General features: G+C 57.6%; 21 protein-coding genes. 3 read left to right on the top strand and 18 right to left on the bottom strand.

The genetic code is table 11. The features are described 5' to 3' along the window. The first annotated feature begins 176 nt into the window (after window positions 1-176). A complete protein-coding gene (locus EOS_RS08335; RefSeq protein WP_047846132.1) occupies window positions 177-779 on the top strand; it encodes a helix-turn-helix domain-containing protein in 603 nt (200 codons plus the stop codon). A 512-nt stretch (window positions 780-1,291) separates the two neighbouring features. On the opposite strand, the gene EOS_RS48720 is transcribed toward EOS_RS08335, so the two are convergent. From EOS_RS48720 to EOS_RS08310, 5 genes are all read right to left on the bottom strand, one after another. Continuing rightward, entirely contained in the window at window positions 1,292-1,609 is a 318-nt protein-coding gene (locus EOS_RS48720) for a DoxX family protein (protein WP_047846131.1), read from the bottom strand. Window positions 1,610-1,755: 146 nt separating this feature from the next. Further along, window positions 1,756-2,124, bottom strand: coding sequence for a hypothetical protein (locus tag EOS_RS08325; RefSeq protein WP_047846130.1), 369 nt, complete (start codon window positions 2,122-2,124; stop codon window positions 1,756-1,758). A 518-nt stretch (window positions 2,125-2,642) separates the two neighbouring features. Further along, window positions 2,643-3,479 carry a c-type cytochrome gene (locus EOS_RS08320; protein ID WP_047846129.1) on the bottom strand — a complete coding sequence of 279 codons (837 nt, stop codon included), beginning with the start codon at window positions 3,477-3,479 and terminating at the stop codon, window positions 2,643-2,645. Between the two features lie 906 nt (window positions 3,480-4,385). Next, on the bottom strand, window positions 4,386-4,682 hold the full coding sequence (locus EOS_RS08315; RefSeq protein ID WP_047846128.1) for a hypothetical protein: 297 nt from the start codon (window positions 4,680-4,682) through the stop codon (window positions 4,386-4,388). A gap of 497 nt (window positions 4,683-5,179) precedes the next feature. Beyond that, window positions 5,180-6,424 carry an MFS transporter gene (locus EOS_RS08310; RefSeq protein WP_047846127.1) on the bottom strand — a complete coding sequence of 415 codons (1,245 nt, stop codon included), beginning with the start codon at window positions 6,422-6,424 and terminating at the stop codon, window positions 5,180-5,182. A 541-nt stretch (window positions 6,425-6,965) separates the two neighbouring features. Between EOS_RS08310 and EOS_RS08305 the strand changes: the two genes are divergently transcribed. Together EOS_RS08305 and EOS_RS08300 are read left to right on the top strand one after the other, a co-directional pair. Next, window positions 6,966-7,658: a phosphatase PAP2 family protein gene (locus tag EOS_RS08305; protein ID WP_047846126.1), complete on the top strand. Its 693-nt coding sequence runs from the start codon at window positions 6,966-6,968 to the stop codon at window positions 7,656-7,658. Between the two features lie 251 nt (window positions 7,659-7,909). Further along, the gene (locus tag EOS_RS08300; RefSeq protein ID WP_047846125.1) at window positions 7,910-9,325 is read left to right on the top strand and encodes an IS1182 family transposase; all 1,416 of its coding nucleotides are present in this window, start codon (window positions 7,910-7,912) and stop codon (window positions 9,323-9,325) included. 373 nt (window positions 9,326-9,698) lie between these two features. On the opposite strand, the gene EOS_RS08295 is transcribed toward EOS_RS08300, so the two are convergent. The 13 genes from EOS_RS08295 to urtA form a co-directional block, all read right to left on the bottom strand. Beyond that, complete coding sequence (locus EOS_RS08295) at window positions 9,699-10,445, bottom strand: glucose 1-dehydrogenase (protein ID WP_047846124.1); 747 nt, start codon at window positions 10,443-10,445, stop codon at window positions 9,699-9,701. A 339-nt stretch (window positions 10,446-10,784) separates the two neighbouring features. After that, entirely contained in the window at window positions 10,785-11,840 is a 1,056-nt protein-coding gene (locus EOS_RS08290; protein ID WP_047846123.1) for a HoxN/HupN/NixA family nickel/cobalt transporter, read from the bottom strand. After that, entirely contained in the window at window positions 11,834-12,742 is a 909-nt protein-coding gene (locus tag EOS_RS08285) for an urease accessory protein UreD (RefSeq protein ID WP_053063799.1), read from the bottom strand. Before EOS_RS08285 ends, EOS_RS08290 begins: the two co-directional genes overlap by 7 nt. Then, a complete protein-coding gene (ureG, locus tag EOS_RS08280; RefSeq protein ID WP_268760298.1) occupies window positions 12,732-13,388 on the bottom strand; it encodes an urease accessory protein UreG in 657 nt (218 codons plus the stop codon). Before ureG ends, EOS_RS08285 begins: the two co-directional genes overlap by 11 nt. Window positions 13,389-13,428: 40 nt before the next feature. Beyond that, window positions 13,429-15,132: an urease subunit alpha gene (gene ureC / locus EOS_RS08275; protein WP_407639115.1), complete on the bottom strand. Its 1,704-nt coding sequence runs from the start codon at window positions 15,130-15,132 to the stop codon at window positions 13,429-13,431. 9 nt (window positions 15,133-15,141) lie between these two features. Beyond that, a complete protein-coding gene (locus tag EOS_RS08270) occupies window positions 15,142-15,840 on the bottom strand; it encodes an urease subunit beta (RefSeq protein ID WP_047846120.1) in 699 nt (232 codons plus the stop codon). Window positions 15,841-15,851: 11 nt separating this feature from the next. Continuing rightward, on the bottom strand, window positions 15,852-16,466 hold the full coding sequence (locus tag EOS_RS08265; protein ID WP_200908615.1) for an urease accessory protein UreF: 615 nt from the start codon (window positions 16,464-16,466) through the stop codon (window positions 15,852-15,854). Between the two features lie 82 nt (window positions 16,467-16,548). Then, window positions 16,549-17,004 carry an urease accessory protein UreE gene (ureE, locus tag EOS_RS08260; RefSeq protein WP_047846118.1) on the bottom strand — a complete coding sequence of 152 codons (456 nt, stop codon included), beginning with the start codon at window positions 17,002-17,004 and terminating at the stop codon, window positions 16,549-16,551. 102 nt (window positions 17,005-17,106) lie between these two features. Continuing rightward, window positions 17,107-17,796: an urea ABC transporter ATP-binding subunit UrtE gene (gene urtE / locus EOS_RS08255; RefSeq protein WP_047846117.1), complete on the bottom strand. Its 690-nt coding sequence runs from the start codon at window positions 17,794-17,796 to the stop codon at window positions 17,107-17,109. A gap of 2 nt (window positions 17,797-17,798) precedes the next feature. After that, window positions 17,799-18,536 (bottom strand): urea ABC transporter ATP-binding protein UrtD, encoded by a 738-nt coding sequence (urtD, locus tag EOS_RS08250; protein ID WP_047846116.1) that lies wholly within the window; start codon window positions 18,534-18,536, stop codon window positions 17,799-17,801. Further along, the gene (gene urtC, locus EOS_RS08245; RefSeq protein ID WP_053063798.1) at window positions 18,533-19,678 is read right to left on the bottom strand and encodes an urea ABC transporter permease subunit UrtC; all 1,146 of its coding nucleotides are present in this window, start codon (window positions 19,676-19,678) and stop codon (window positions 18,533-18,535) included. Before urtC ends, urtD begins: the two co-directional genes overlap by 4 nt. A gap of 2 nt (window positions 19,679-19,680) precedes the next feature. Continuing rightward, a complete protein-coding gene (gene urtB / locus EOS_RS08240) occupies window positions 19,681-20,583 on the bottom strand; it encodes an urea ABC transporter permease subunit UrtB (RefSeq protein WP_047846115.1) in 903 nt (300 codons plus the stop codon). 71 nt (window positions 20,584-20,654) lie between these two features. Next, window positions 20,655-21,845, bottom strand: coding sequence for an urea ABC transporter substrate-binding protein (urtA, locus tag EOS_RS08235; RefSeq protein ID WP_047846114.1), 1,191 nt, complete (start codon window positions 21,843-21,845; stop codon window positions 20,655-20,657). Window positions 21,846-22,139 lie beyond the last annotated feature (294 nt).

Raw genomic sequence — 22,139 nt, 5'->3', positions numbered from 1 at the left:
TGTCACATGGCCCGATTACGACCCACTCGAAAGTCACCCATCCCGGCGCTCCACAAGCAAGTTCGCAGTATGTTCATGAATTTATTGACATGCAACAATAATTCATGTCATGAAACTTATGACACGTACCGCCTTCAACTGATCTGCTAACCTGCCGTTTTCTCATGAGGCGTGCAATGCAAACCGAGGACGACCGCAAGAATCCGCTTGAGCATTACCTTGGTGCGACCATCCGCGAGCTTCGCCTGCGCCATGGCTTGACCATCGCCCAGGTTTGCGAACAGGCCGGCATCAGTCGCGGCATGCTGTCGAAGATCGAAAATGCCCAGACTTCGACCGGGCTCGACGTGCTCAACCGGATTGCCCAGGCCCTCGGCGTGTCGATGTCGACCCTGTTTCGCAACTACGACGTTCCCGACGGCAGCGCCCAGTTTGTCAAGAAAGGGGCCGGCATGGAGGTTGTCCGCAAGGGTACGAAACGCGGTCACACCTACCACCTGCTTGCGTATGACCAAGGTCCCAGAAAAATCTTCGAACCGTTTCTCATCACGATGGACGATGAAGCTGAACGCTTCCCGATCTTCGAGCACCCCGGCACCGAGTTCATTCATATGCTGAAGGGCGTGATCGAATACAGGCACGGCCAGCAAACCTATGTGCTGCATCCGGGCGACACCCTCACGTTCCAGGGCGATGTTCCGCACGGTCCGGAAAAGCTCATCAAAATGCCCATCCAGTTCCTGTCGATCATCCTGTACCCGCCGACTGCAGCCGAATGAAGGCTTCAAACGATCTTCGGCATATCAATGCAACGATCGTGCCACGTTTCCCTTAGAGAACTAAAAGTTCATGGCAGGAAACCTTCTGGAGGGTATGAGGGATTATTTCTTCGGCGCTATCAGGATCACAACCGCCTTACGGCGGTGCGCTGTTTGCCTTGGTTGGTGCGTCGACGCACGCTCTCGGGTGGGCCACTTATAACGTTCATCACAACCGCTTATACAAAGCGCGGAGTGAACCCTAATGCCGCTCAGCTAAGATTTACTTGTAATGTCGCAATTCGCTCAAGCTTCGTTGCAGAGCCGATTGGTCGACTCGCTTGACCATGTGATCATCGAGCCCGGCGTCTCATGAGGGCTGAAAGTCAAATGCGTGTGCGCAGCACGCATTCCTCCCAGCGAACTCTCGGTGTTCCGACACGGACCGCCAAGCTTTAAAAAGCTAAGCGACGGCAAGATCCCGCCTTGGGTCAACCATTCGGACGTCGCATGGTTCTTTCCGTGCCGCGCTCTCAAAACGAGATCTCTGCGAGCGCGATCACGGCGACAAAGACACTAAGTGGCACAAGGTGCGTAAATTCGCGGTGGCGCAGAACGGTCAAAACCGCAGCCGCAATGATTACCGCCCCAAGCGCCAGGCCAACAATGCGACTGACAGGAAGCGCAATCAGAACGGCGCTCATCATCTCCAGTCCACCGGTAAAACGGCCCCACCAGCGCGGGTAACCCCACCGAGCGAAATCGCTTTGCGTCGCGGGCGTGCCGATCGCGTTAAAGAGGCCGCGCGCGTGTGACCCCGTGCTATCTGTTCGGCTCGCACAGCACGAAATAGCTCGCTTTCGAACGAAACCATATGGCCTCCGATCGTCCGCTGCGGCGGTCTATGAGATTCGCACTTTTAGCTCTGAAATGTGCAGCCCACAGCCTCCTTCGACGCCAGAATAGAACCCGCTAGGACTTATAAATGTGCGGCCGCCTATTGGAATTGAATGTCGTCGACTCTGAACGCTATCAATGAACCGAAAGAAGCCTCGCCCTTATAGGTATTGCACTCAAGCGCAATGACCTCACGTTCTTTTGCAACAAAGCATGATTGCAGATACATGCAAGTCCTTTCGCCGCCCAAGAGCCACATTTGGACCTGGTCAATCACGACGTTCGTGTCATGTATTATCTTGGCAGTCGCACCCTGAACGTCTCCGTCGAAATTCCACATGGTCGCCCTGCCCATAATCACCCACTTGCCGCCACGGGTAAGTTCCATTTTCACCATAACGGTATCTGCGAAGTGATGCAGCGAAAACGTGGACTGGTTCGATGCTTGAATCGCTAGCTCTACTCCCATGCCTATCTCCATTCGCTTGGACGTCTATTGAACGATGCGCCTCGCAAACCTGCGTATAGCGAGGCGGTAACTGCGAAGTCTGACCTCCACACACTCGATGTGTTTGCGAAGGGGAATCTTTATCGCGATCGGACTGAGACGTCGCAGAGAAACGTGTTCGGTGCCGAGCGCTTGTGTAAGGTATAGCAAGCAATTGAAAGGTCAAGCGGTCGTGCGGCACTCTGTGCGCTAGCGAACAGAGAATGATCGCCGTGCCAATCTCAGCAGCCCGTTGACATTCCCCAAATGGATGGGGCAAGCAATCGGTCGAATCACCCGAAACCGTTTGCGCGGACTGATGTGCTTCGAACGTCTGCTAACTAAGCAGCAGGCGTGCGAATGACCACCTGAACGCGCAGCCGAATGGCCGTTGATGGCTGATCTCTGTCCGCTACAGCGGCCGCCTCACGAAGCAAATTCCACTTTGCACAGGCCGGTGAAAGACTATTCCGCATCGTCCAAACCTTAACTCGTATGCCTTACCGTCCAACCTTCCGCTGCGCTATGTACGCAAGATAAGCGACAATCAGATCGATCTCGCGATCGCTCAGTTGGTCCTGCGGGAAAGCGGGCATGGTCCGGCCGGGCCAGTCTCGAACCGATGCCGGATTGCGAATGTAGCGGCGCAATGCAGCGGGCTGGAAGTACTCCACTGGATTCATCGGCACGTTGAGGTCGGGGCCGGTGTCCGCGCTGCCCGCGTGGTTGAGCCGATGACAGGCGAGACACTGAGTGATGAACAGGCTTTGGCCCGCGCGGATCGGATCGGTTGCCGGCAGCGCCGGATCGACGGCGAGCACCGGCCAACGCGTGGATGGAGATGGTTGCGCAGCAAGTTGCGCGATCTGGTATGGCCACTGCTCGCTGCGCACGGATGCCGCTTCCCTGCCAACCCAGACCAAGTAGAACGGTCCCGCGCTGACCGGCTTGCCCGGCAGCTTTGGCCATGGCTGCGCCGGGTCCTCGACCGCGAGCCATGCCACGGCTGTCGCAGGATCACGGTTGCGCACGAGGTCCATTGGCAGTTGCGCGGCGAAGCCGTCGGTCGCACGTGCCTCGAGCACGCTGTCCGCAGGTAACGCCGCACCGTCGAGCAGGTCGGCCAGCGGCACTGCGCGGTAGGTCATCGACGTACCGTAGGCGACATCTCGCGGAACGTGAATCTCGGCAGCACCCGGACGCGCCAGCAACGCCGCTCGGCTAAACGACTGGGTCTTGCCGCCTATCGTAAGTTCGATCATGGGCTGCGCCGCCGCACAATGCCCGATCACGCTAAGTGTCAGCAGCAAAATCGCAAACAACACGCGTTTCGACATTTGTCCTCCCTGCATTGTTGTTGCCGGCGACGTCGACGGCAAAGTCGCCGAAGCCGCCGGGAAAGACCAGCCGCCAATTCATTCGGCACCGGTGAGCGGATTCTGTCAGCGGTACCGAATCGTCGGTAGCGCGCGTGCTGTCTGTGCGAGCCGATGGGCGCATAGAGCTCTGAGATGCGAATCCCGTCACGGGTCTATCTTCTTTCCCGCCTCGCATGACGTCACAGCAGCCGCAATCGCTTCACGTTCGCGCGCCGCACCCGACCGAGATCGTGTGAAAACACGCGCCGAACGTGATATTCAAAAAATCGGCCCTTCAAATCGCGCTATATCGGCTTCGCGACACCCCGGGAGGAGTAAAGCGACACCCGAAAACCACGTAGTTTTGCATTTTCACACGGTCATCTCGACCCATTTCGGTCCTTCGCTTTTCCGCGAAGCGGTCATTCAACGTTGGGGCGAATTCGGCCATCTGGCGCGTTATGGCAGGCTAGGCCAGTCGCATTAACTTTTTCCTACAGTCGCGAACTGTGTCGCCAGTCGCTGTTATTCCGTCACCCTACGGGCATGCAACCAGTCGGTGTGCCGCAAGCCGCTGCCAGGAAGCGGTCAAGGACCGCTGTCCGTGAGGGCAGCGGTCTTTCTTACGATGGGTGGCGAACGAGGGACTCGAACTCCGGATTTGCGGATTTCGTGAGGATAGTCCGTTACGACACACGCTAAGCGTCTCGATGTCTCGCTCTGCCGGGGCTTGAACTGCTCACGCGCCCGTCAGCATTTGCGCGTCCATGACGGCGCTTCGTCACGAAGTTGTGACACCGGTCACAATTGCAACTGCGCCTTACGCGATTGCAGCGCTTAGTCGCTTTGCGCTTATTTGCGCCTGGTTATCATCTTTAACAACTGTTATTGGCCGGCAGCCGGCGACACTACGCTCGGGGTCGCCAGCGTGTTGTGACTCCCGGGAGGGTTGGTGAGGGACGTCGAGCTATTGTTCGTGCTATTCGGCAGGCCCGAGTTCGGCGACCCGGCGGCCTTGCCGCTTTCCGAGTTGGTGACGCCAGGCGTGCCGTAGCCGCTCGTTGCATTGGCCGGCGACACGGTCGTCGGGGTCGCCAGCGTGTTGTTGCTCTGTGCATAAGCGCCGCCCGACAACGTGAGTGCCGCGACGGCCGCGATTAATGTGCTGGTTGCCTTGTTCATAACCCGTTCCTCCTTGATTGGACTGGAATTTCGACGCAAACGATCCATTCGTATTTCTCCATAGCGGTCGTTGTACGCTTGGCTCGTGGCGATCAAACTCGCGCGACCGTTCGCAGTGGTGCACGTGAAGCAAACCGCAGATCGCCGCCCAGGGCTGGCACGAGACACGTACTTCATTCTTGGAAAGAATCTACGCCCGCCTAAGGCCTACCTAGGTGACCGGCACCTCGTTTAGGCCCACGATACCCTCTAGGTCTCAATCAGCTCACGCGACGCGCAATAAGGCTTCTCAGGCCGGTATTGCACAGTATTGACGACATACAGTGCGCCGACAGCGCGGGATCGAGTCCGTTGCAGGTGATATCAAGTTTAGGAAAACGGTCGCTGATAATTAAGTGCATTATTCGCAAGGGTGAATTTCGATTTTCGGGGCTACCCCTAATCGTCGAAGGACTGCCTTAACGGGATGGTGAAGCGCGCGAAGAGACTGGCCGAGATCAATACACCTTGAAGCTTTCAGCGCGTGCCATCAATGCCAGTCCAATAACTGCGATACCCGCGAAGAGCGCTGGCAGCAGGAAGACATTGGGAAGGCCCAAGAATGCGACCCCGAAACCGCCCGCGACGCCTCCTAACGCCGAGGCGAGAGCTGTCGAGCTCATGAAGATTGCCGACGCCGTCCCTACCGCGTTGGGAAGCAGGCGTTGAGCGACGATGATGCCCAGAACCATAAATATGCCCCAAACACCACCCATGAGGATCTGTCCGGCGAGCATGCCCGCTGCGGACGACCAGAGCGCAAAGCAAAGATTGGCAAACACCCCGATGGCGGCCGCGATACACATCAACCACACGTTGCCAAGCTTGCGGCCCAGCCCGATGCTGAAGGGCATGATGAGTAGCTCGATGAATGGCTGTATCCCGATGACCGCTCCCCGTACGGCCGGACTTAGCTTGAGGTGTTCTTCCATGTAGATCAGCAGGAATCCGTACTTCACCGGCTCCCCTGTGTAGACCAAGACGAAGAGTCCTGTGAACGTCAGCAGTGGAAGCATGGCACGTAGGCTGGAGTGACGCGCGGGCTCGCTCGCCGACTCCGGCTTGAGCTTGACCGTTGGGTTCAGCGTTCCGAGAGGTGCGATCTGTAGAAGCATGCAGATGGCGGTCATCCAAAGCATGGGGCGCAGGCCATAGGCAGCCGCCACCCACGCTCCTAAGACAGGCCCAACGATCCATCCGCCGGTAAGCGCCATACGGATGATGGCAACGACACTTTCATTTGCGTCGTCGGGCTTGTCGCTGAGTTCATCGTGGACAGCCGCAAAAATTTGCGAGGCGGTAGCACCGGAAACGGCCAGCAAAGCGACGGCGATGATGAAGGGCATCCAGACCGAAGTAGCGAGGGCCAGCCCCGCCCAGCCCACAAAGCCCGCCGCAGCACACATGCGAAAAAGACCGAGGCGATTCCCTGTGTGATCGGAGTAGCGGCCGACGAAATACCCCGCGACTGGAGCTGCAAGGCTGGTCAAGTAATAGAATCCCGCCAACGGCAGCGAGGCGCCGAGCTCCTTCACCAAGAACAGAACGATCTGTGGTGCAGCCGCTGACGCGCCGAGACCCGACAGAAACATCGCAATCGCTGCGCCGAGAAAAAGCCTCGAAGCTGCAACTTGACGCAAGGCAGATTTACTACCGGTTCGGTCAGACATCGTGACGGATTGACTACCGCTTTGGTCAGACATCGTGGAACGAACCCCCTGGTTATGTTCCTGAACTTGTTCGGCAGCGACGGTCCGCCCGGCGCGCACGCTGGAGATTATCGCAACCGCTTCTCGATTGCTATGGTCAGGTCGAGCTGGTCACTTCCGCATTGCCGAAACAACGGGCTGAGGCTTGAAATTGGAAACGCTTGAGCAGTCCGCGTTCTCGTTAATAGCGGTCATCCGATCCGACGGTCGCGATGGCCGCAATCTGGCCGGACCCGGTCCGATGTCGAACTTCAGTAGTCGACCCGTGATCAAACGCCCTCGAGGCGACGCTCGCCACCCAGTCGTACCAGAGCCACAGGGAGCGTTGCGACCTCCTTGATGCCTTGAGCAAGCTCGTTAGGACAGCCTATGAGGCGAAGTCCCCGTCCATTGTCAGCGCCGGTTATCGGATCTCAGGGAATGGTTTTTGCTCGCACTCTCGCTTTTATGTTCGCGGTGACTCGCCATCCAAGCGCCCCCGAGAACGGGCGCGGTTCCCGTTTTGCTCGCCCTGCTTCCATATTGCCTACAAAAAATGAACAGCTTTGATACGGCCATCGAGACATTTCTTACAAAACTGAGCTTTGGCTTCGTATTTAACCATGCAATAAAAGCCCTCACAGATCTGTACACGTTCAAGGGCCTCGTGCTCATCCCCGTTTTGTGGTGGATATGGTTCCAACCTGGCGAGCGTCGCGAGCGGCAGCGCGAAATGGTCATCGCAACGATCGTGAGCAGTCTGTTGGCACTCGCCACTGGAAGACTTCTCGCTGATTTGTTGCCATTCCGGGTGCGTCCTCTCTACGACCCCAACCTGCATCTGCACTTTGCATCTGGCTCGCTACCGGACGCCATGCTGCCAACGTGGAGTTCGTTTCCGAGCGATCACGCAATGCTGTGGATGTCGGTCGCGGCGGGCATTTTTATTGTCTGGCGCCGAGTTGGTGTGCTGGCTCTCCTATACACCGCGATCTTCATTTGCGTTCCGCGCGCTTATCTCGGCTTTCACTACCCGACCGACTTGCTCGCGGGGGCCGCGATTGGGATCGCCATTACTTACGTCATGACGCGCGACTCCGTTAGAACGCGTTATGCGACTCAATCGTTGCGATGGATTGAACGCTACCCAGGACCGTCTTCGATGCTGGCGTTCGTCCTGTGTCTCGAGTTGATCACGCAGTTCGACGAACTACGGAAGTTGGTGAGTTCTATTTCCAAACATCTGTGATTCCTTTCATCCCCCGCAATATCACTTGGCCCCGTCCGGAACAACGTCGGCCGCGTTGGACCTGTCGAACTCGGAGCGTAAGTTCAAGCGAAAGGTCGAAGCGTCATCGATGAATGTCTTTTGTCGTTCTTCGAGCGTACGTTAGCGAATCTTTGCTGAGTGACTCAAAATGGCCGATTCTGTTGAAAAAGTCGCCTTTATGTTTATGGTTAGGTATCCTTTAGATATTGATCGACGAGGAGAAGATCGTCATGATGGGTCAACTGGATAGCGGGCAGAACAAGCTTTTCTACTCGTTCAACCTCGACAATCACGTGCCTCAAACTCACCTGCTGCGAGGCATCGACCGGGCGCTCGATCTCGGCGACTTGCGTCAACACCTCGCGCCTTTCTACAGTCCGATCGGTCGACCTTCGATTGATCCAGAATTCATGATCCGCATGCTGATCGTGGGCTACTGCTTCGGCATTCGCTCCGAGCGCAGGCTATGCGAAGAGGTCCATCTGAATCTGGCATATCGTTGGTTTTGCCGCCTGGGTTTGGATGACGCGGTACCTGAACATTCGACGTTCTCTAAGAATCGCCACGGACGCTTTCGCGATAGCGACGTCTTACGCCATGTGTTCGAATCCGTCTTGGGCCGTTGCATGGCTGAGGGGCTTGTGAGGGGTGAGGGATTCGCTATCGATGCAAGTATTATCAAGGCTGATGCAAGTCGTTCAAGCGCGGTGCCGGGAACAGATCCCATCGACTGGGGGCCTACCGCAAAACAGAGTCGCGCCGTGCGGGAGTATCTCCAGGCCCTCGAAGAGAGCAATCCAGTAGCTTCCGACGCAGCCGAATCCGCAGAGTCGTCTACTCCCCCGAAGATGATATCCCTGAGCGATCCTGCCTCGAGCTGGACCGCTGCGCCTGGTGGCCCTGCGTTCTTCGCCTACTCGACCAATTATCTGATCGACCTGGAAGCGGGGATCATCATGGACGTTGAGGCGACGCCCGCAAACCGATCCCACGAGGTCGAATCAACGAAAACGATGATTGATAGAGTCGAACAACGGCTTTGTCTCAAGCCCGCTCGCCTTGTAGGCGACACCGCCTACGGCACTGCAGCGATGCTTGGCTGGATGGTCGAGCAGAAAGAGATCGCACCGCACGTCCCAGTTTGGGAAAGGTACGCGCGCAAGGACGACGCATTCTCCACTAGCGAGTTTAAGTGGAATGAGACGGCCAACGAGTATCGTTGTCCTGCTGGGAAGGCGCTGCGCAGTGAGCGTCGCCAATTCAAGAATTCGCGTACGCACGTCACCAAGGCCGATACGATTATCTATCGATCAAGCCAACTCGACTGCGCTGGCTGTTCAATGAAAGAACGCTGCTGTCCGAAGACCCCGTTTCGCAAAGTCACGCGCAGCATCCACGAAGCTGCGCGCGATGAGGCAAGACGCATCGCGACAACATCCGCCTACAAGCAATCTCGAAGAGAGCGAAAGAAGGTGGAAATGCTCTTCGCGCACCTCAAACGCATCCTGAAGCTTGACCGTTTGCGGTTGCGCGGGCCAAGCGGTGCGCATGATGAGTTCTTGCTGGCAGCAACGGCGCAAAACCTACGGCGAATGGCGATTCGACTCATGGCTAGAGATGACAAGTCGGAGATTGCGACTGCGTGACGAACGACGAAGTCGCAGCTTTGATCAAATTCCCATGTTTGCTGACGATATAAAAGGCAAAGTCGCCGCGCTGGATTTTTTCGTCATGCTAAAAAACAGCTGTTTTTCAACAGAATCGACCGATCTGCGACGCACAGATCGGACTCAAGCTCACCATCACGTTAGCGTGGCAGGCAGCTCGCAGCGATGCCGTGGTTGCGCGTTTCATCGAATTTGTGCGAATCCCTACGAAGTCGGCATCGCAAATAGCAGGCCTCCTTCACTACCGATAAGTCCACTCAACTGCGCGCAAGCCAGACTTTAGAGTCTACGACGCCAAAAGCGCCCGGCGGGACCACAGCGGGTCCGCGCCAGGCAGAATCGTCCGTCCAGATCAGCGCATGCCGCCACTCGCGACAACGTGTTCGCCCGTCATCCAGCGCGCGTCGTCCGACGCAAGAAACACTGCGATCGACGCGATGTCATCCGGCTGACCCAGCCGGCCGAGCGGAGTCTGGCTGAGCGCCCACGTTTCAAGGTCAGACCCGATTATCCCTGAGCTCTGGGTACCCTCGGTCACCACTACGCCGGGATTGATTGAGTTCACGCGAATTTTCCTCGGCCCGAGTTCACGCGCGAGCACGCCGGTGATCGCATCGACCGCGCCTTTCGTGCCACTATAGACGGCACTTGCCGGCGGCGTAACGCTGGTGACGACCGAACTGACATTGATAATGCTCGCTCCCTCGCCGAGATGGCGCACGGCGGCCTGCGTGGTGAGCAGCACGCCTAATACGTTGGTATTGAACTGTTTGTGGAAGTGTTCTTCGGTGATCTCTTCGATGGGCGAGAACTCGTAGATTCCCGAGTTGTTGACGAGGACGTCGAGGCGCCCAAACGTTTCGATGGCCGCGTTGACAATGCCTTGCGCGTCCGCCGCCTTCGAAACATCGCCGCCGACAGCAACTGCCTTACCGTCGGCCGCGATAATCGCTGCGACAACGGCATCGGCGCCGGCCTTGCTGCTTGCATAGTTGACGACCACCGAAGCGCCCTCTGCTGCGAGTGCCTTGGCGATAGCGGCTCCAATACCCTTGGATGCGCCCGTGACGACGGCCACCTTACCTGCGAGCTTGCTCATAATCGTTTCCTTGAAGAGATTAGGTACCGTGGGAAATGACTGGCTGTTTCTGGAACCAATCGGCTTGCGTCCGTGCAAATGTAGACATCTCTTCAGCCGCGATAAAGCGGCAAAAAACGAATTGACTGGCGGGATTTAACGAACAATTGAAGGGCTGCTGTTGTACAGGGCGTCAACTATGATCGGCGCCGGAAGCACATCGCGGGATACGCACGCTTGGTGCTAAAAATGCAAAAGGCCGCGCTCATTACTAAGGGCGGCTCTTTTCCAAGTAAGTCTTAACTGAAAGGCACTACGGCGTGAACCCGGGAATGCCCGGCGCGGAACTTGAAAGGAAAATTAAAGAAAATCGGTCCGTGCTGCTGCTTTCTCAACGCGCTTCCACTTGTAGACCGCTGCGGAGACAGCCCAACTGAGCACGAAAACGCCGACGATTACATAACCAACGGTCCCGAAATTGTCGTTCAAACTGCCGATTGCACTCCAGAATACGCCGTGTAATTGCCACTTCTCCGCCAAGAGCCCAAGGCCCTCAATACTGCCTACGAAGAAAGCAACGACGACGGACAGTGTCGTGATCGTCATGTTGTAGTAGAGCTTGCGGATTGGCTTGGTGAACGCCCACCCGTACGCGCCTAACATCAGGATGCTGTCGGTCGTGTCGACCAAGGTCATACCCGCCGTGAACAATACGGGGAAAACCAGGATCGACCAGATCGGCATGCCTCGTGTCGCCCCCGCCGCCGACATTCCCAGTAGTCCAACCTCCGTAGCGGTATCAAAACCAAGGCCGAATAGAAATCCGAGAAAATACATGTGCGAGCTTTTAGTCACCACCCCGAAGAGCGGTTTGAAAATACGCGCAAGAAATCCCCGATCTCCCATGAGCCTGTTGATCTCGTCTTCTGCGCAAGGCTCTCCCCTTCGCACACGCTGAAACGCCTCAACTATCGATCGGAGAACGAACAGGTTCATCGTGGCGATGGCGAACAGGAACAGTGTGGAAACAATCGTCCCGATCAGGCCGCCAATTTCCTTCAACCCCGCCAATCGCCCTTCCAAAGCCATTGCCGTCGCCGCTATGCCAACCGACGCCAGCACAACGATCGTTGAATGGCCGAGCGCGAACATCAAGCCGATGCTGATCGGGCGCTTGCCGGTCTGCATCAGCTTACGTGTCACGTTGTCGATCGCGGCGATATGGTCGGCATCCACGGCATGCCGAAGGCCGAAAGAATAGGCAAGAAAGCTGGTTCCCAATAGCAAGGGATAGTCGTGAAATGCAATGAACGCCCAGAGCCACGCTCCCAGATTGAACGCTAGCAATGCCGCATAAAGGACAGCTATTCTGAGGCGCAGCGGGCCGCTTTCTCCCAAGGCATCCAGCTTCAGCATGTCTTCTCCTTCTCCTGAGCGAGTTCGTGGCTTGATTGATTGAGCGACGGCAGGTCCGCCCCGCCCATGTTTTGACGCGCCGCATTCAAGGCCATGCGCAACGTCTTTTGCAGCAATTGGCCATCGTGAGCAAGGACACGCGCGAAGGCACCGCAACTACCGGGTAGTTCGCCAGCGCCTGCGTACACCCTCGAATAATCGGGACCTTCGTTCTGAAAGACGCGATTCATGCTTCGAGCGATTGCGTCCGCGTCGCCATCGAGAGTCAATACCAGCAATCCACCATGCGAGCGCCACGGTTGCGCGACCCCACCGAGCCCCAGCCTGCCCGTCAACTGGCCCTCTATCGTGAATCGGTCCCTTGCGCGAAGCCCGCCTTCCGAGTCCCAGATCGTGATACACGTTTCAAGGTGGCCGAAGGCTGTTTCTCGGCCGCCTGGATCATGAGACAGGTAAGCATCGAGAACGAACACGACGGCGCCGGGATGCAGCATCACGTCGATTGCACTGGAAAAAACAGCGTGCGGGAACAGGATGGTCGGCTGCGGCACATAATCAAAACGAGCGTGGCGATGTGCCTCGATATACACGTTTGAAGTGGCGCGGCCTGCTGTCATCGTATGCACGATGGTCGCGGCTGCCGTTGTCACGTGAGCTACCGCGTGCGCGCCTGTTTCGAATCGTTGGTGCAGGCGATCGTTCTCGAATATTCCCCCCGACGAAGACTGGACGATAACGCTCGCTTGGGGGCAAGCCGGTTCTTCACATTGGAGCAATCGGCCCACGTGAAACGGATAGCCTGCGCGCTGCTTCGACAGGTACGTTTCACCCGTCGGACTCGCGTCAAAACGCAGGTCGAGTTGCGCCGTATCTTCAAGGGAACAACGGGATTCAATGAACATCGAACAGGACTTTCTCAATGATCTCGTCGACCACGGCGTCAACGCCGTCCCCTGTCGCGCAATTTGTCAACGTCACCGCCCGTTGGTTTCGCACCTCTCTTGCTTCAGCCACCATCCGCTCCAGGTTCACGCCAACATACTGCGCGAGATCAAACTTGTTGATGACCAGCAGATCGCATGAGATGACGCCCAGCCCACGCTTGCGCGGGATGTCGTCACCTGCCGCGACGTCGATAACGAAGAGCCAGTAGTCCACCAGATCCAGCGAAAACGAAGATGCCAGATTGTCGCCGCCGGATTCGATCAGGACTAGCTGAAGTCCCGCATAACGCTCGTCGAGCGAGTCGGCAGCCTGCAAATTCAAGGTTGGATCTTCGCGGATGGCCGTGTGCGGGCAAGCGCCTGTTTCGACAGCTAGCACGCGCTCCGGATCGATCAAGCCGCTGCGCCTGACGCGTTCCGCATCCTCGCGGGTGACGAGGTCGTTGGTGATGACCGCCAGATCAACGCCACGTGCCGCAAAGCGCGGGATGAGTTGCTCGAGCAGGCGCGTCTTGCCTGAGCCCACAGGCCCGCCGATCCCGACGCGCGCAGCCCGAGCTACTCCCCGCCGTGGCTCTGGAACGGTCGCTGAATCGAGGGCCAAAGAATGCGAAACGAAACCCATAGCGAACTTCTCCTCTGGTTCAACGCAACATGTATCGACGGCTCAAGGGCACTTCACGCGCAGGGTCGCAGCGAATGACCTGACCGTCGATCAATACATCGAATGTCTGTGGATTGACGCTTATGGCGGGGCACGCGTCGTTGTGCAGCATGTCGCGCTTGGTCAGCTTGCGGGTCCCGCCAGACGCGACGAGCTTCCGGGAAAGCCCAAGCCGCGCGGCAAGCGCGGATTCAATCGCCAGCGGATTGACGAAGTTGACCGCGAGCGTTGCGGGCGCCCGGCCGAACGCACCCCACTGCGGCCGCAGCGCAAGCGGCTCGCACGTCATGAGGGATGCGGCGGAGTCGCCCATGGCGCCCCAGGCGATGAAACCGCCCTTGACCACGACCTCGGGTTTGACGCCAAAGAACGCAGGCCGCCACAAGACGATGTCCGCTAACTTACCATCCTCAAGAGAGCCGACCGTATCGGCGATTCCGAAGGTCCGCGCTGCGTTGATCGTGTACTTGGCGATATAGCGTTTGATCCGCTCGTTGTCGCCACGAGCAGACATCTCTTCCGATAAGCGTCCGCGTTGATCTTTCATTTTCGAGGCAAGCTGCCACGTCCGCGAAATCACTTCATTGATGCGCCCCATCCCCTGGCTATCCGATCCCAGCATCGAAATCGCCCCCATGTCGTGAAGGACGTCCTCGGCTGATATGGTCTGCGCACGGATTCGGGACTCTGCAAACGCGACATCCTCAGGGACGGCCGGGTTGAGGTGATGGCACACCATGATCATGTCCAGGTGCTCGTCGAAAGTATTCACCGTGAACGGGTTGGTCGGGTTCGTTGACGAGGGAAGGCAATTGAGCCGGCCAGCCACCGCGATAATGTCAGGCGCGTGGCCACCGCCTGCGCCTTCCGTGTGATACATATGGATGGTCCGGTTCTTCATGGCAGCGACCGTGTCCTCCAGGAATCCCGATTCGTTGAGGGTGTCGGTATGAAGCTGCACCTGGAAATCGTAGTCATCGGCCACGGACAAACAGGTGTCGATCACTGACGGCGTCGCACCCCAGTCCTCGTGAATTTTCAGACCCAGGCAACCACCGCGCAGTTGATCCACAAGCGAGCCGGGTTTGCTGGAATTCCCCCGACCCAGGAAGCCAAAGTTGATCGGCCATTGCTCGGACGCTTCCATCATTCGCCCGACGTTCCAGGAACCGCCACAGTCGATGCCAACCGTGATTGGACCTAGCGATCCGCCGATAAGGGTGGTCAATCCCGACGAAATCGCGTGCTCGCAAAGCTGGGCGGAATCGAAATGGACGTGGACGTCGATACCGCCGGGCGTCGCGATCAAACCCTCGGCGTCCTTGACGGTAGTCGCGACGCCGCAGATCAGGCGAGGATGCACGCCGTCCATGGTCTGGGGATTTCCTGCCTTGCCGACGGCGACAATCCGGCCACCCTTGATACCGATATCGCCCTTGATGACCCCAAGCACCGGATCGATAATCATTGCGTTGCAGATCAGCATGTCGAGCGCGCCGTCCGCGCTGTCGTGCCCTGACATCAGCCCCATGCCGTCACGCAAGGTCTTGCCGCCGCCATGCAGGCATTCATCGCCGGGAACCGCGTAGTCATGCTCGATTTCAGCCAGCAGCGACGTATCGCCAAGGCGGACCGCGTCACCGGTCGTCGGGCCAAACATCTCCGCATAAGCCTTTCGCGTCATCGTGACCATTTATGCTCCTTGAAAGCCGTTCGTTCTTGCACGTTCAATCGCGGCTTTGCGAACGTCCGGATCCGATATCGAACCGGCGGTCAGGCCATTCATGCCGAAAATTTCCTGCGTCCCGCCGAACGCCACGAGATTCACTTCTTTCACGTCGCCTGGTTCGAACCGGACCGCCGTTCCCGCAGGGATGTCCAGGCGCATACCGAACGCCACCTGCCGATCGAACCGGAGTGCCTTGTTCGCCTCGAAGAAATGGAAGTGACTTCCTATCTGGATCGGCCGGTCACCCGTATTCATTGCCTTCACGACCGCCGTCTGCCGGTTGACGTTGAGCTCGATATTCCCGTCCGCAGCCAGGATCTCCCCAGGTACCACGGTATCCGCCGGCAGTCCAAGCTTGCCCGGCCGAATCGGTTGATGAATGGTCACCAGTTTTGTCCCGTCCGGAAATGACCCCTCAACCTGCAGCATGGGCAGCATCTCGGCCACGCCGGGCAAGACATCGTCCTGGGTCAGCAAGGTCGACCCGAAGGCGATGAGGTCAGCAACCGTGCGCCCCTCCCGTGCGCCTTCCAATATCTCGTCGGCGATGATGGCGACCGCTTCAGGATGATTAAGCTGAAGCCCCTTGTGCCGATGGCGCCGGGCCAATTCGGCTGCCGTGTACAAAGTAAGGCGCTCGTACTCTGTCGGTGTCAAAAGCATGGTGTATCTCTCTAGTTGGCGAACATCCGGGCATCGACCGCGTCGCCGCATATTGACGCGATGTCAGCGGCAAATGTCGCGGAGGATAGGTCTGACAAGGCTGGGGGCGGACGGTCCAGTACATCGGCGATCGGCTGCCTGAGTCGTGACAGAATGCGTTGCGCGTCCAGGTGCCCGACGATCCCGAGCCTGACCGCAGCGCTGACCGCGCCGGTACATGTCGTATGTGCCGACATGACGCGTGTCTCGAGTTTGCTGATGCCGAAGCTGCGCCACAGGATTCCCTGAACGGCTGCGAGGTGCCCGGGAGAAACGCCGGTGGCAATTTCCTGCAGCAGCTCGCTGGCGGTTTGCGATCCGAGGCGCGCGTGTACATCGGACAGCGTTCTGCCGAGTCGCCGAGAGCCGGTTCGCAAAGACAGCGGCAGTGTCATGGCTTCCGCGTAAGCATCTGCCTCGCGCCACGCTTCACGAGACTCGAACGCATCCCAGCTCGCGCAAACAATGCCCTGGTCGAAAGTCGCCCACCGCGTCAGCGCCTGCGATTCGACGAAAGCCGCCAGCGTGATTGCGTTCGTTACGAGCCGATCGCGAAGAAGCCCTTCCAGTCCCCATGAAAATGCCATGGATCCACTAGGGAAGAATGTGTCTGCGTGCTGTAGCGATGCCAGCAAACCAGCCGCTTTTTGCCCCAGGGTAGATGGTGGCTCAAGCATGGGCAGGATCGGCAAGCACCACCCGGCCGGACTCGATGAACGGGTGCAAACGCGCCAGATAGTCATCGACCGCACCCTTCAGGGCGATCTTTAAAACCTCTCCGTCGAATTGAACCTTCCAGTGCATGTTTCCGGAAAAATACCCGAGCTCCAGCGCCGCGCTGATATCTCGCGGGACAAGGCTCAGCCAAGCGGTGTTCTTTGTGCGCACGATCAGCGCATAGTCGGAACTGAGTCGCAGGACCGCACCGTCAAACAGTTGCGCATCGCGGTCAAGCGCAACGCCGCATTCGTCGCCGCCATCGGTTGTCGCACGCAGGCGGTGTCGCTGGATATCGTCGGCGTTGAGGGTCAGGTAATCAACGCGACCGTGGTGTTCGAGGTTGTGAACGAGATCGGAAATACGAGGCTCGGCTGCACTTCCGACAATGGCAGTGTAAACGTTCATGGATCGACTCCTATGCTTTACTGGAAGACAATTTCTAATTTGTTAGTTACACTAACTTAATGACATGAAATCGCCTTTTGGCGAAAATTGGCAACGCGTCTTTTAAATAGTCAGGAAGCGCATGATTCGCTCGGCGTCCACATTCTCACGCCGGTCTGCATGAACGAAGCGGCCTTTCTCGATGATCAGGAACCGGTCGGCAATTTCAAGCGTGAAAGTAAGGATCTGCTCGGAGACAACCAGTGCGAAATCACGCTCCTTCTTCAACTTGTTCAGCGCCCGCGCAATGTCTTTAATGATTGACGGCTGTATCCCTTCGGTTGGTTCATCGAGTATCAAGACCTTGGGGTTGGAAACCAGTGCACGCGCTATCGCAAGCTGTTGCTGCTGCCCGCCCGAGAGGTTGCCCCCACGGCGATTGCGCATCTCCCACAAGACCGGAAAGGATTCGAAGATATATTCCGGAATCACAGGCTTGCTGATCCTGTCCATTCCGCTGAGGATATTTTCCTCGACACTCAGATACGGAAATATCATGCGGCCTTGCGGCACGTAACCAAATCCTGCTGCTACCCGCTCGTAGCTCTTTAGCCCCGCGAGGTTTTTCTCGCCAAGCAGGATCTCACCGCTGCGAACCGGGATCATCCCGATGAGCGACTTGAGAAGGGTGGTTTTCCCCATGCCGTTGCGCCCCATCACGGCTACCGTCTCGCCGGCCGAAAGATCGAAGTTGAGGTCGTGCAGTACCTGGCTCTCGCCGTAGAAAACGTTGAGTCCCCTGATCGATAACATGTCTAGTGCCCCAGATAAACTTCGATAACCCTCGGATCGCTTTGGACTTTCTCCATCGATCCTTCGGCAAGCGTCTTGCCCTGGTGGAGAACCGTAACCTTGTCGGCAATCGCCTTGACGAACTCCATGTCATGTTCGATCACGACCAGCGACCGGCCCTTGGCAATCTCGCGCAGCAGCGCACCCGTTTGCTCGCGCTCCTTGGCGCTCATCCCTGCCACCGGCTCGTCGAGAAGCAGCAGTTCAGGATCCTGCATCAGCAGCATGCCGATCTCGAGCCACTGCTTCTGTCCGTGCGAAAGCAAGGCCGCTTTCCGGTCGAGTTGATCGCCAAGAAAAATCAACGCGGCGATGCGATCGATCTCATCCTGAACGATATCGTCGCGGCGAAAAAACAGGCAACCGAATACACCGCGCTTATGCGGGTACGAAATCTCGAGATTCTCGGCAACGGACAGGTCTTCATAGACCATCGGATTCTGGAATTTCCGCCCGACGCCGGCACGCGTGATCTGATACTCGAGCAGGCGTTCGAGATGCAAACCATTGAACTTGATCGTTCCGTGCGTGGGTTTGGTCTTGCCGCAGATCATGTCGAGGAGCGTTGTTTTCCCCGCACCGTTCGGTCCAATGACCACATGCAACTCATTTTTCTCAACGTAGAAGTTAAGGTCGCTGACCGCCTTGAAGCCGTCGAACGACACCGTCAGGTCTTCAACGGACAAGATCATCTGGTTCATTTCGCGGCTCCCTGCCGCTCACGCAGCCATTCGATGACACCCGCAAGACCTTTCGGCAAGAACATGGGAACGAAGATAAACAAGGCGCCAATCAGGTACAGCCAGAATCCGACGAAGTGCTCTGACAGGAAGCTCTTCGCGGCACCCACCAGCACCGTTCCATAGACGGCCCCCACTAGAGAGAGACGTCCACCGACGGCTGCGTAGATCACCATTTCAATAGACGGCACGATGCCGCTGACGGACGGCGAGGCAAAGCCGACCTGGAGCGTGAACATCGCTCCGCCAATTGCCGAGAACAACGCGGCGACGGCAAAAATGAAGCCTTTGAACAACGCCGGGTCATAGCCCGAAAAACGGATCCGATCCTCGCGATCGCGAATGGCGATCAGTACGTTCCCCAGGCGGCTTTTCAGAATGAACCGGCCAACCAGGATCGCGCAAAGCAGCAGACACGCGGTGACGTAGTACATCACATAGCTTGCTGTATCGGATTGAACGCTGTAGCCCATGAAAGTCGGCAGGTTCGTGATCCCGTTGATGCCGCCCGTGACGCCCTGTTGCCCGATAATGACAATGGACATGATGGACGCGAGCGCCATGGTCACGATCGAGAAATAGACGCCGCCAACACGTTTGCGAAAATTCGCATACGCAATAATAAATGCGAGCAGGGTCGGCAACACGATGATGGCGGGAATAGCAAACCACGCGTGCTGAAATGGCGTCCACCACCACGGCAGTTTGTCGATGCTGTTCCATGTCATGAAGTCAGGCACAGGGGGCCCGCCCGACCCGAAGACGGCTGCCGCCGGGTCGTTGGATGTTGCCTCGAGCTTCATGTACATCGCCATCATGTAGCTGCCGAGTCCAAAGAATATCCCTTGCCCGAGGCTCAGGATTCCGCCATACCCCCAGGTCAGGACGAGGCCGACCGCACAGAATGCGAAGCTCAGATACTTGGCAAAGAGGCCCAGACGAAAGGCACCGCATACAGCAGGCACGGCCACGAGTATCAACAAGGCCAGCAAGACCACTGAGTACCGCTCGAGCAGCGCTGTTGCCCGCACTGCGCCGCTGATCGACGGCGCCGCCGACGGTAGCCGTTCTTTCCCCTGGGAAACAACCGGAAGGTCTTTCATGATTACCGCCTAACCTTGATCGCAAAGAGCCCGTTAGGCCTGAAGTAAAGCGCAACGATGACCAGCATGAGGATGGCTGCTTTTGCCATTGAACCGCTCAACGCTATCTCGAACATTGACTGCAATTCGCCAATCGAGAAGGCCGAGAGGAAGGTGCCGACCAGGCTTTCGACGCCGCCGAATACGACCACGATGAACGTGTCCACGATGTACTGTTGCCCCGTGGCTGGACCCGTGGACGCGATCATGGTGAGCGCGCTTCCCGCGATTCCGGCAAGGCCGCATCCCACTGCAAACGTAACGGCGTCCACTCGCTCGGTGTTGATGCCGGCAGCTCCCGCCATGGCGCGGTTTTGCATGACGGATCGAATTCGCAGCCCCCACCGGCTCCTGAATAGAAACAGGTAGACAAACAAGGCCACGGCAAACGTCAGTCCGATAATGAAAATACGGCTTAACGGAATGGCGATTCCGGGTGTGACGTTCCATGCGCCCTGCAGCCAGGACACGGTCGGTACGCTTACATCGATAGGACCGAATATCTGCCGGAAAAGCTGCTGAAACACCAGTGAAAGACCCCACGTTGCCAACATCGTGTCGAGCGGGCGCTTATACAAGAAGCGGATCATCACGCGCTCCAGTACAAACCCGACCGCACTCGTCACCGCGAACGCGACCATGATGCCAACGAAGAAATAAGCACCGGTCATGGATGGCAGAAAACGAGTGAACACGACCGATGTCAGATACGTCATGTAGGCACCAAGCGCCATCAGCTCGCCGTGCGCCATGTTGATGACACCCATCAGGCCGAAAACGATCGCCAGCCCGATGGACATCAATGCAAGCACCGTGAATAACGACAGGCCGTTGAAAACCTGCGTGACGAAGGTATCGAAAGACATTGAGGTCCCTTCTGAACGGGTCGCGTTGCGCTGCAACCCGTCCTCAGTGAGTTAGAGCAAACCCGCGTGAATCAAAGCTTGGGGAAAGGATTCGGCTCGATCAGCGGCGACTCATACAGGATATGCACCTGCCCGTCGGGCTGGAATTCGCCAATGCGCGCATGCTTCCAGAGATGGTGGTTGCTAGCGTGGAACTTGATCGCGCCCTCCGGGGCGTCCCAGGCAAGATTAGACGAGGCGGCAACCACCTTCTCCACGTCGAAGCTCTTCGCTTTCTCAGCCGCGAGCTTCCACATGTAGACGGACAAATACCCGGCTTCCATGGTGTCGCCGACAACGCGGTCCTGCCCGTATTTGGCCTTGAACGCAGCGACGAATTTCTTGTTCTGCGGGTTCTCCACGCTCTGGAAATAACCCATGCAGGACAGTACGCCCGTGATGTTTTCGCGGCCAATCCCGATAGCCTCTTCTTCCGTCACGGCCAGAGCCATGATTGCCTGATTCTTGCCCGTGATGCCCACCGAATTCAGCTGCTTGAAGAAAGCGACATTCGACCCGCCGACGATTGTCGACAGGATGACATCCGGCTTCGCGGCCTTGATCTTGTTGATGACCGATGAAAACTCGACCGTGCCCAGGGGAAAGTAGTCCTCGCCGACGACCGACCCGCCCGCTTTCGCGATCGTCGGATGGGCAATCCGGTTTGTCGTGCGCGGCCAGATGTAGTCCGAACCAACGAGATAGAACTTCTTGCCCTTGTTCTTGGCAAGCCAGTTGACTGCCGGGATCACCGACTGCGTGGCTTCCTGGCCCGTGTACATGATGTTCTTCGACATCTCGAGGCCTTCATAGTAGGTCGGGTAATACAGCAAGCCCTTGTAGCGCTCGAACACGGGCAACACAGCCTTGCGCGAGGCCGACGTGTAACAACCAAACACGGTGGAGACCTTATCTCCCTCAAGGAGCTTTTGCGCTTTCTCCGCGAAGGTAGGCCAGTCGCTCGCGCCGTCCTCCACCACCGGTTGAATCGGGCGCCCCATCACGCCGCCTGCCGCATTGATCTCATCGATGGCGAGCTTTTCCGCGTCGACCACGTGTGCTTCGGCAATCGCAACGGTACCGGTCAGCGAGTGCAGGATGCCCACCTTCACCGGTTCGGCTGCATTGACCGAGGGCGCCCGCAGGAGCATCGATCCTGGCAGTGCAGTGGCCGCGGTAGTAGCAAGTGCAGTCTTCAGAAAACCGCGTCTGGTCTTTTTCATAATGCCCTTCCAAAAAATTGAGGACAAAAAAAAGCCCGCACCCAAGTTTCCTTGAGGTTGCGGGCTTTTTTGGCCGGTGTTGTTTAAGACGTCTTTGTCTCTAACAACGAAAGTGGGTACGATTCAGGTGTGGGGTTCACGACGCCATTCCCTGATCATGCTTAAGCAATGCAAGAGGTATGCCAAACGGCTTGCAATGACGCAGGCTCGAAGCACGGATCCCTGCCCGGTAACGCGCGAGTAGGGATCGCATTGAATGCGCAGACCTCGAGCAATGCAATTCTTTGTCAGTGC

Source organism: Caballeronia mineralivorans PML1(12) (genome assembly GCF_001028175.1).
GTDB classification, from domain to species: Bacteria; Pseudomonadota; Gammaproteobacteria; order Burkholderiales; family Burkholderiaceae; genus Caballeronia; species Caballeronia mineralivorans.
Note: the sequence above shows the minus strand (reverse complement) of the source record. Positions and strands in the feature narration are given on the sequence as shown.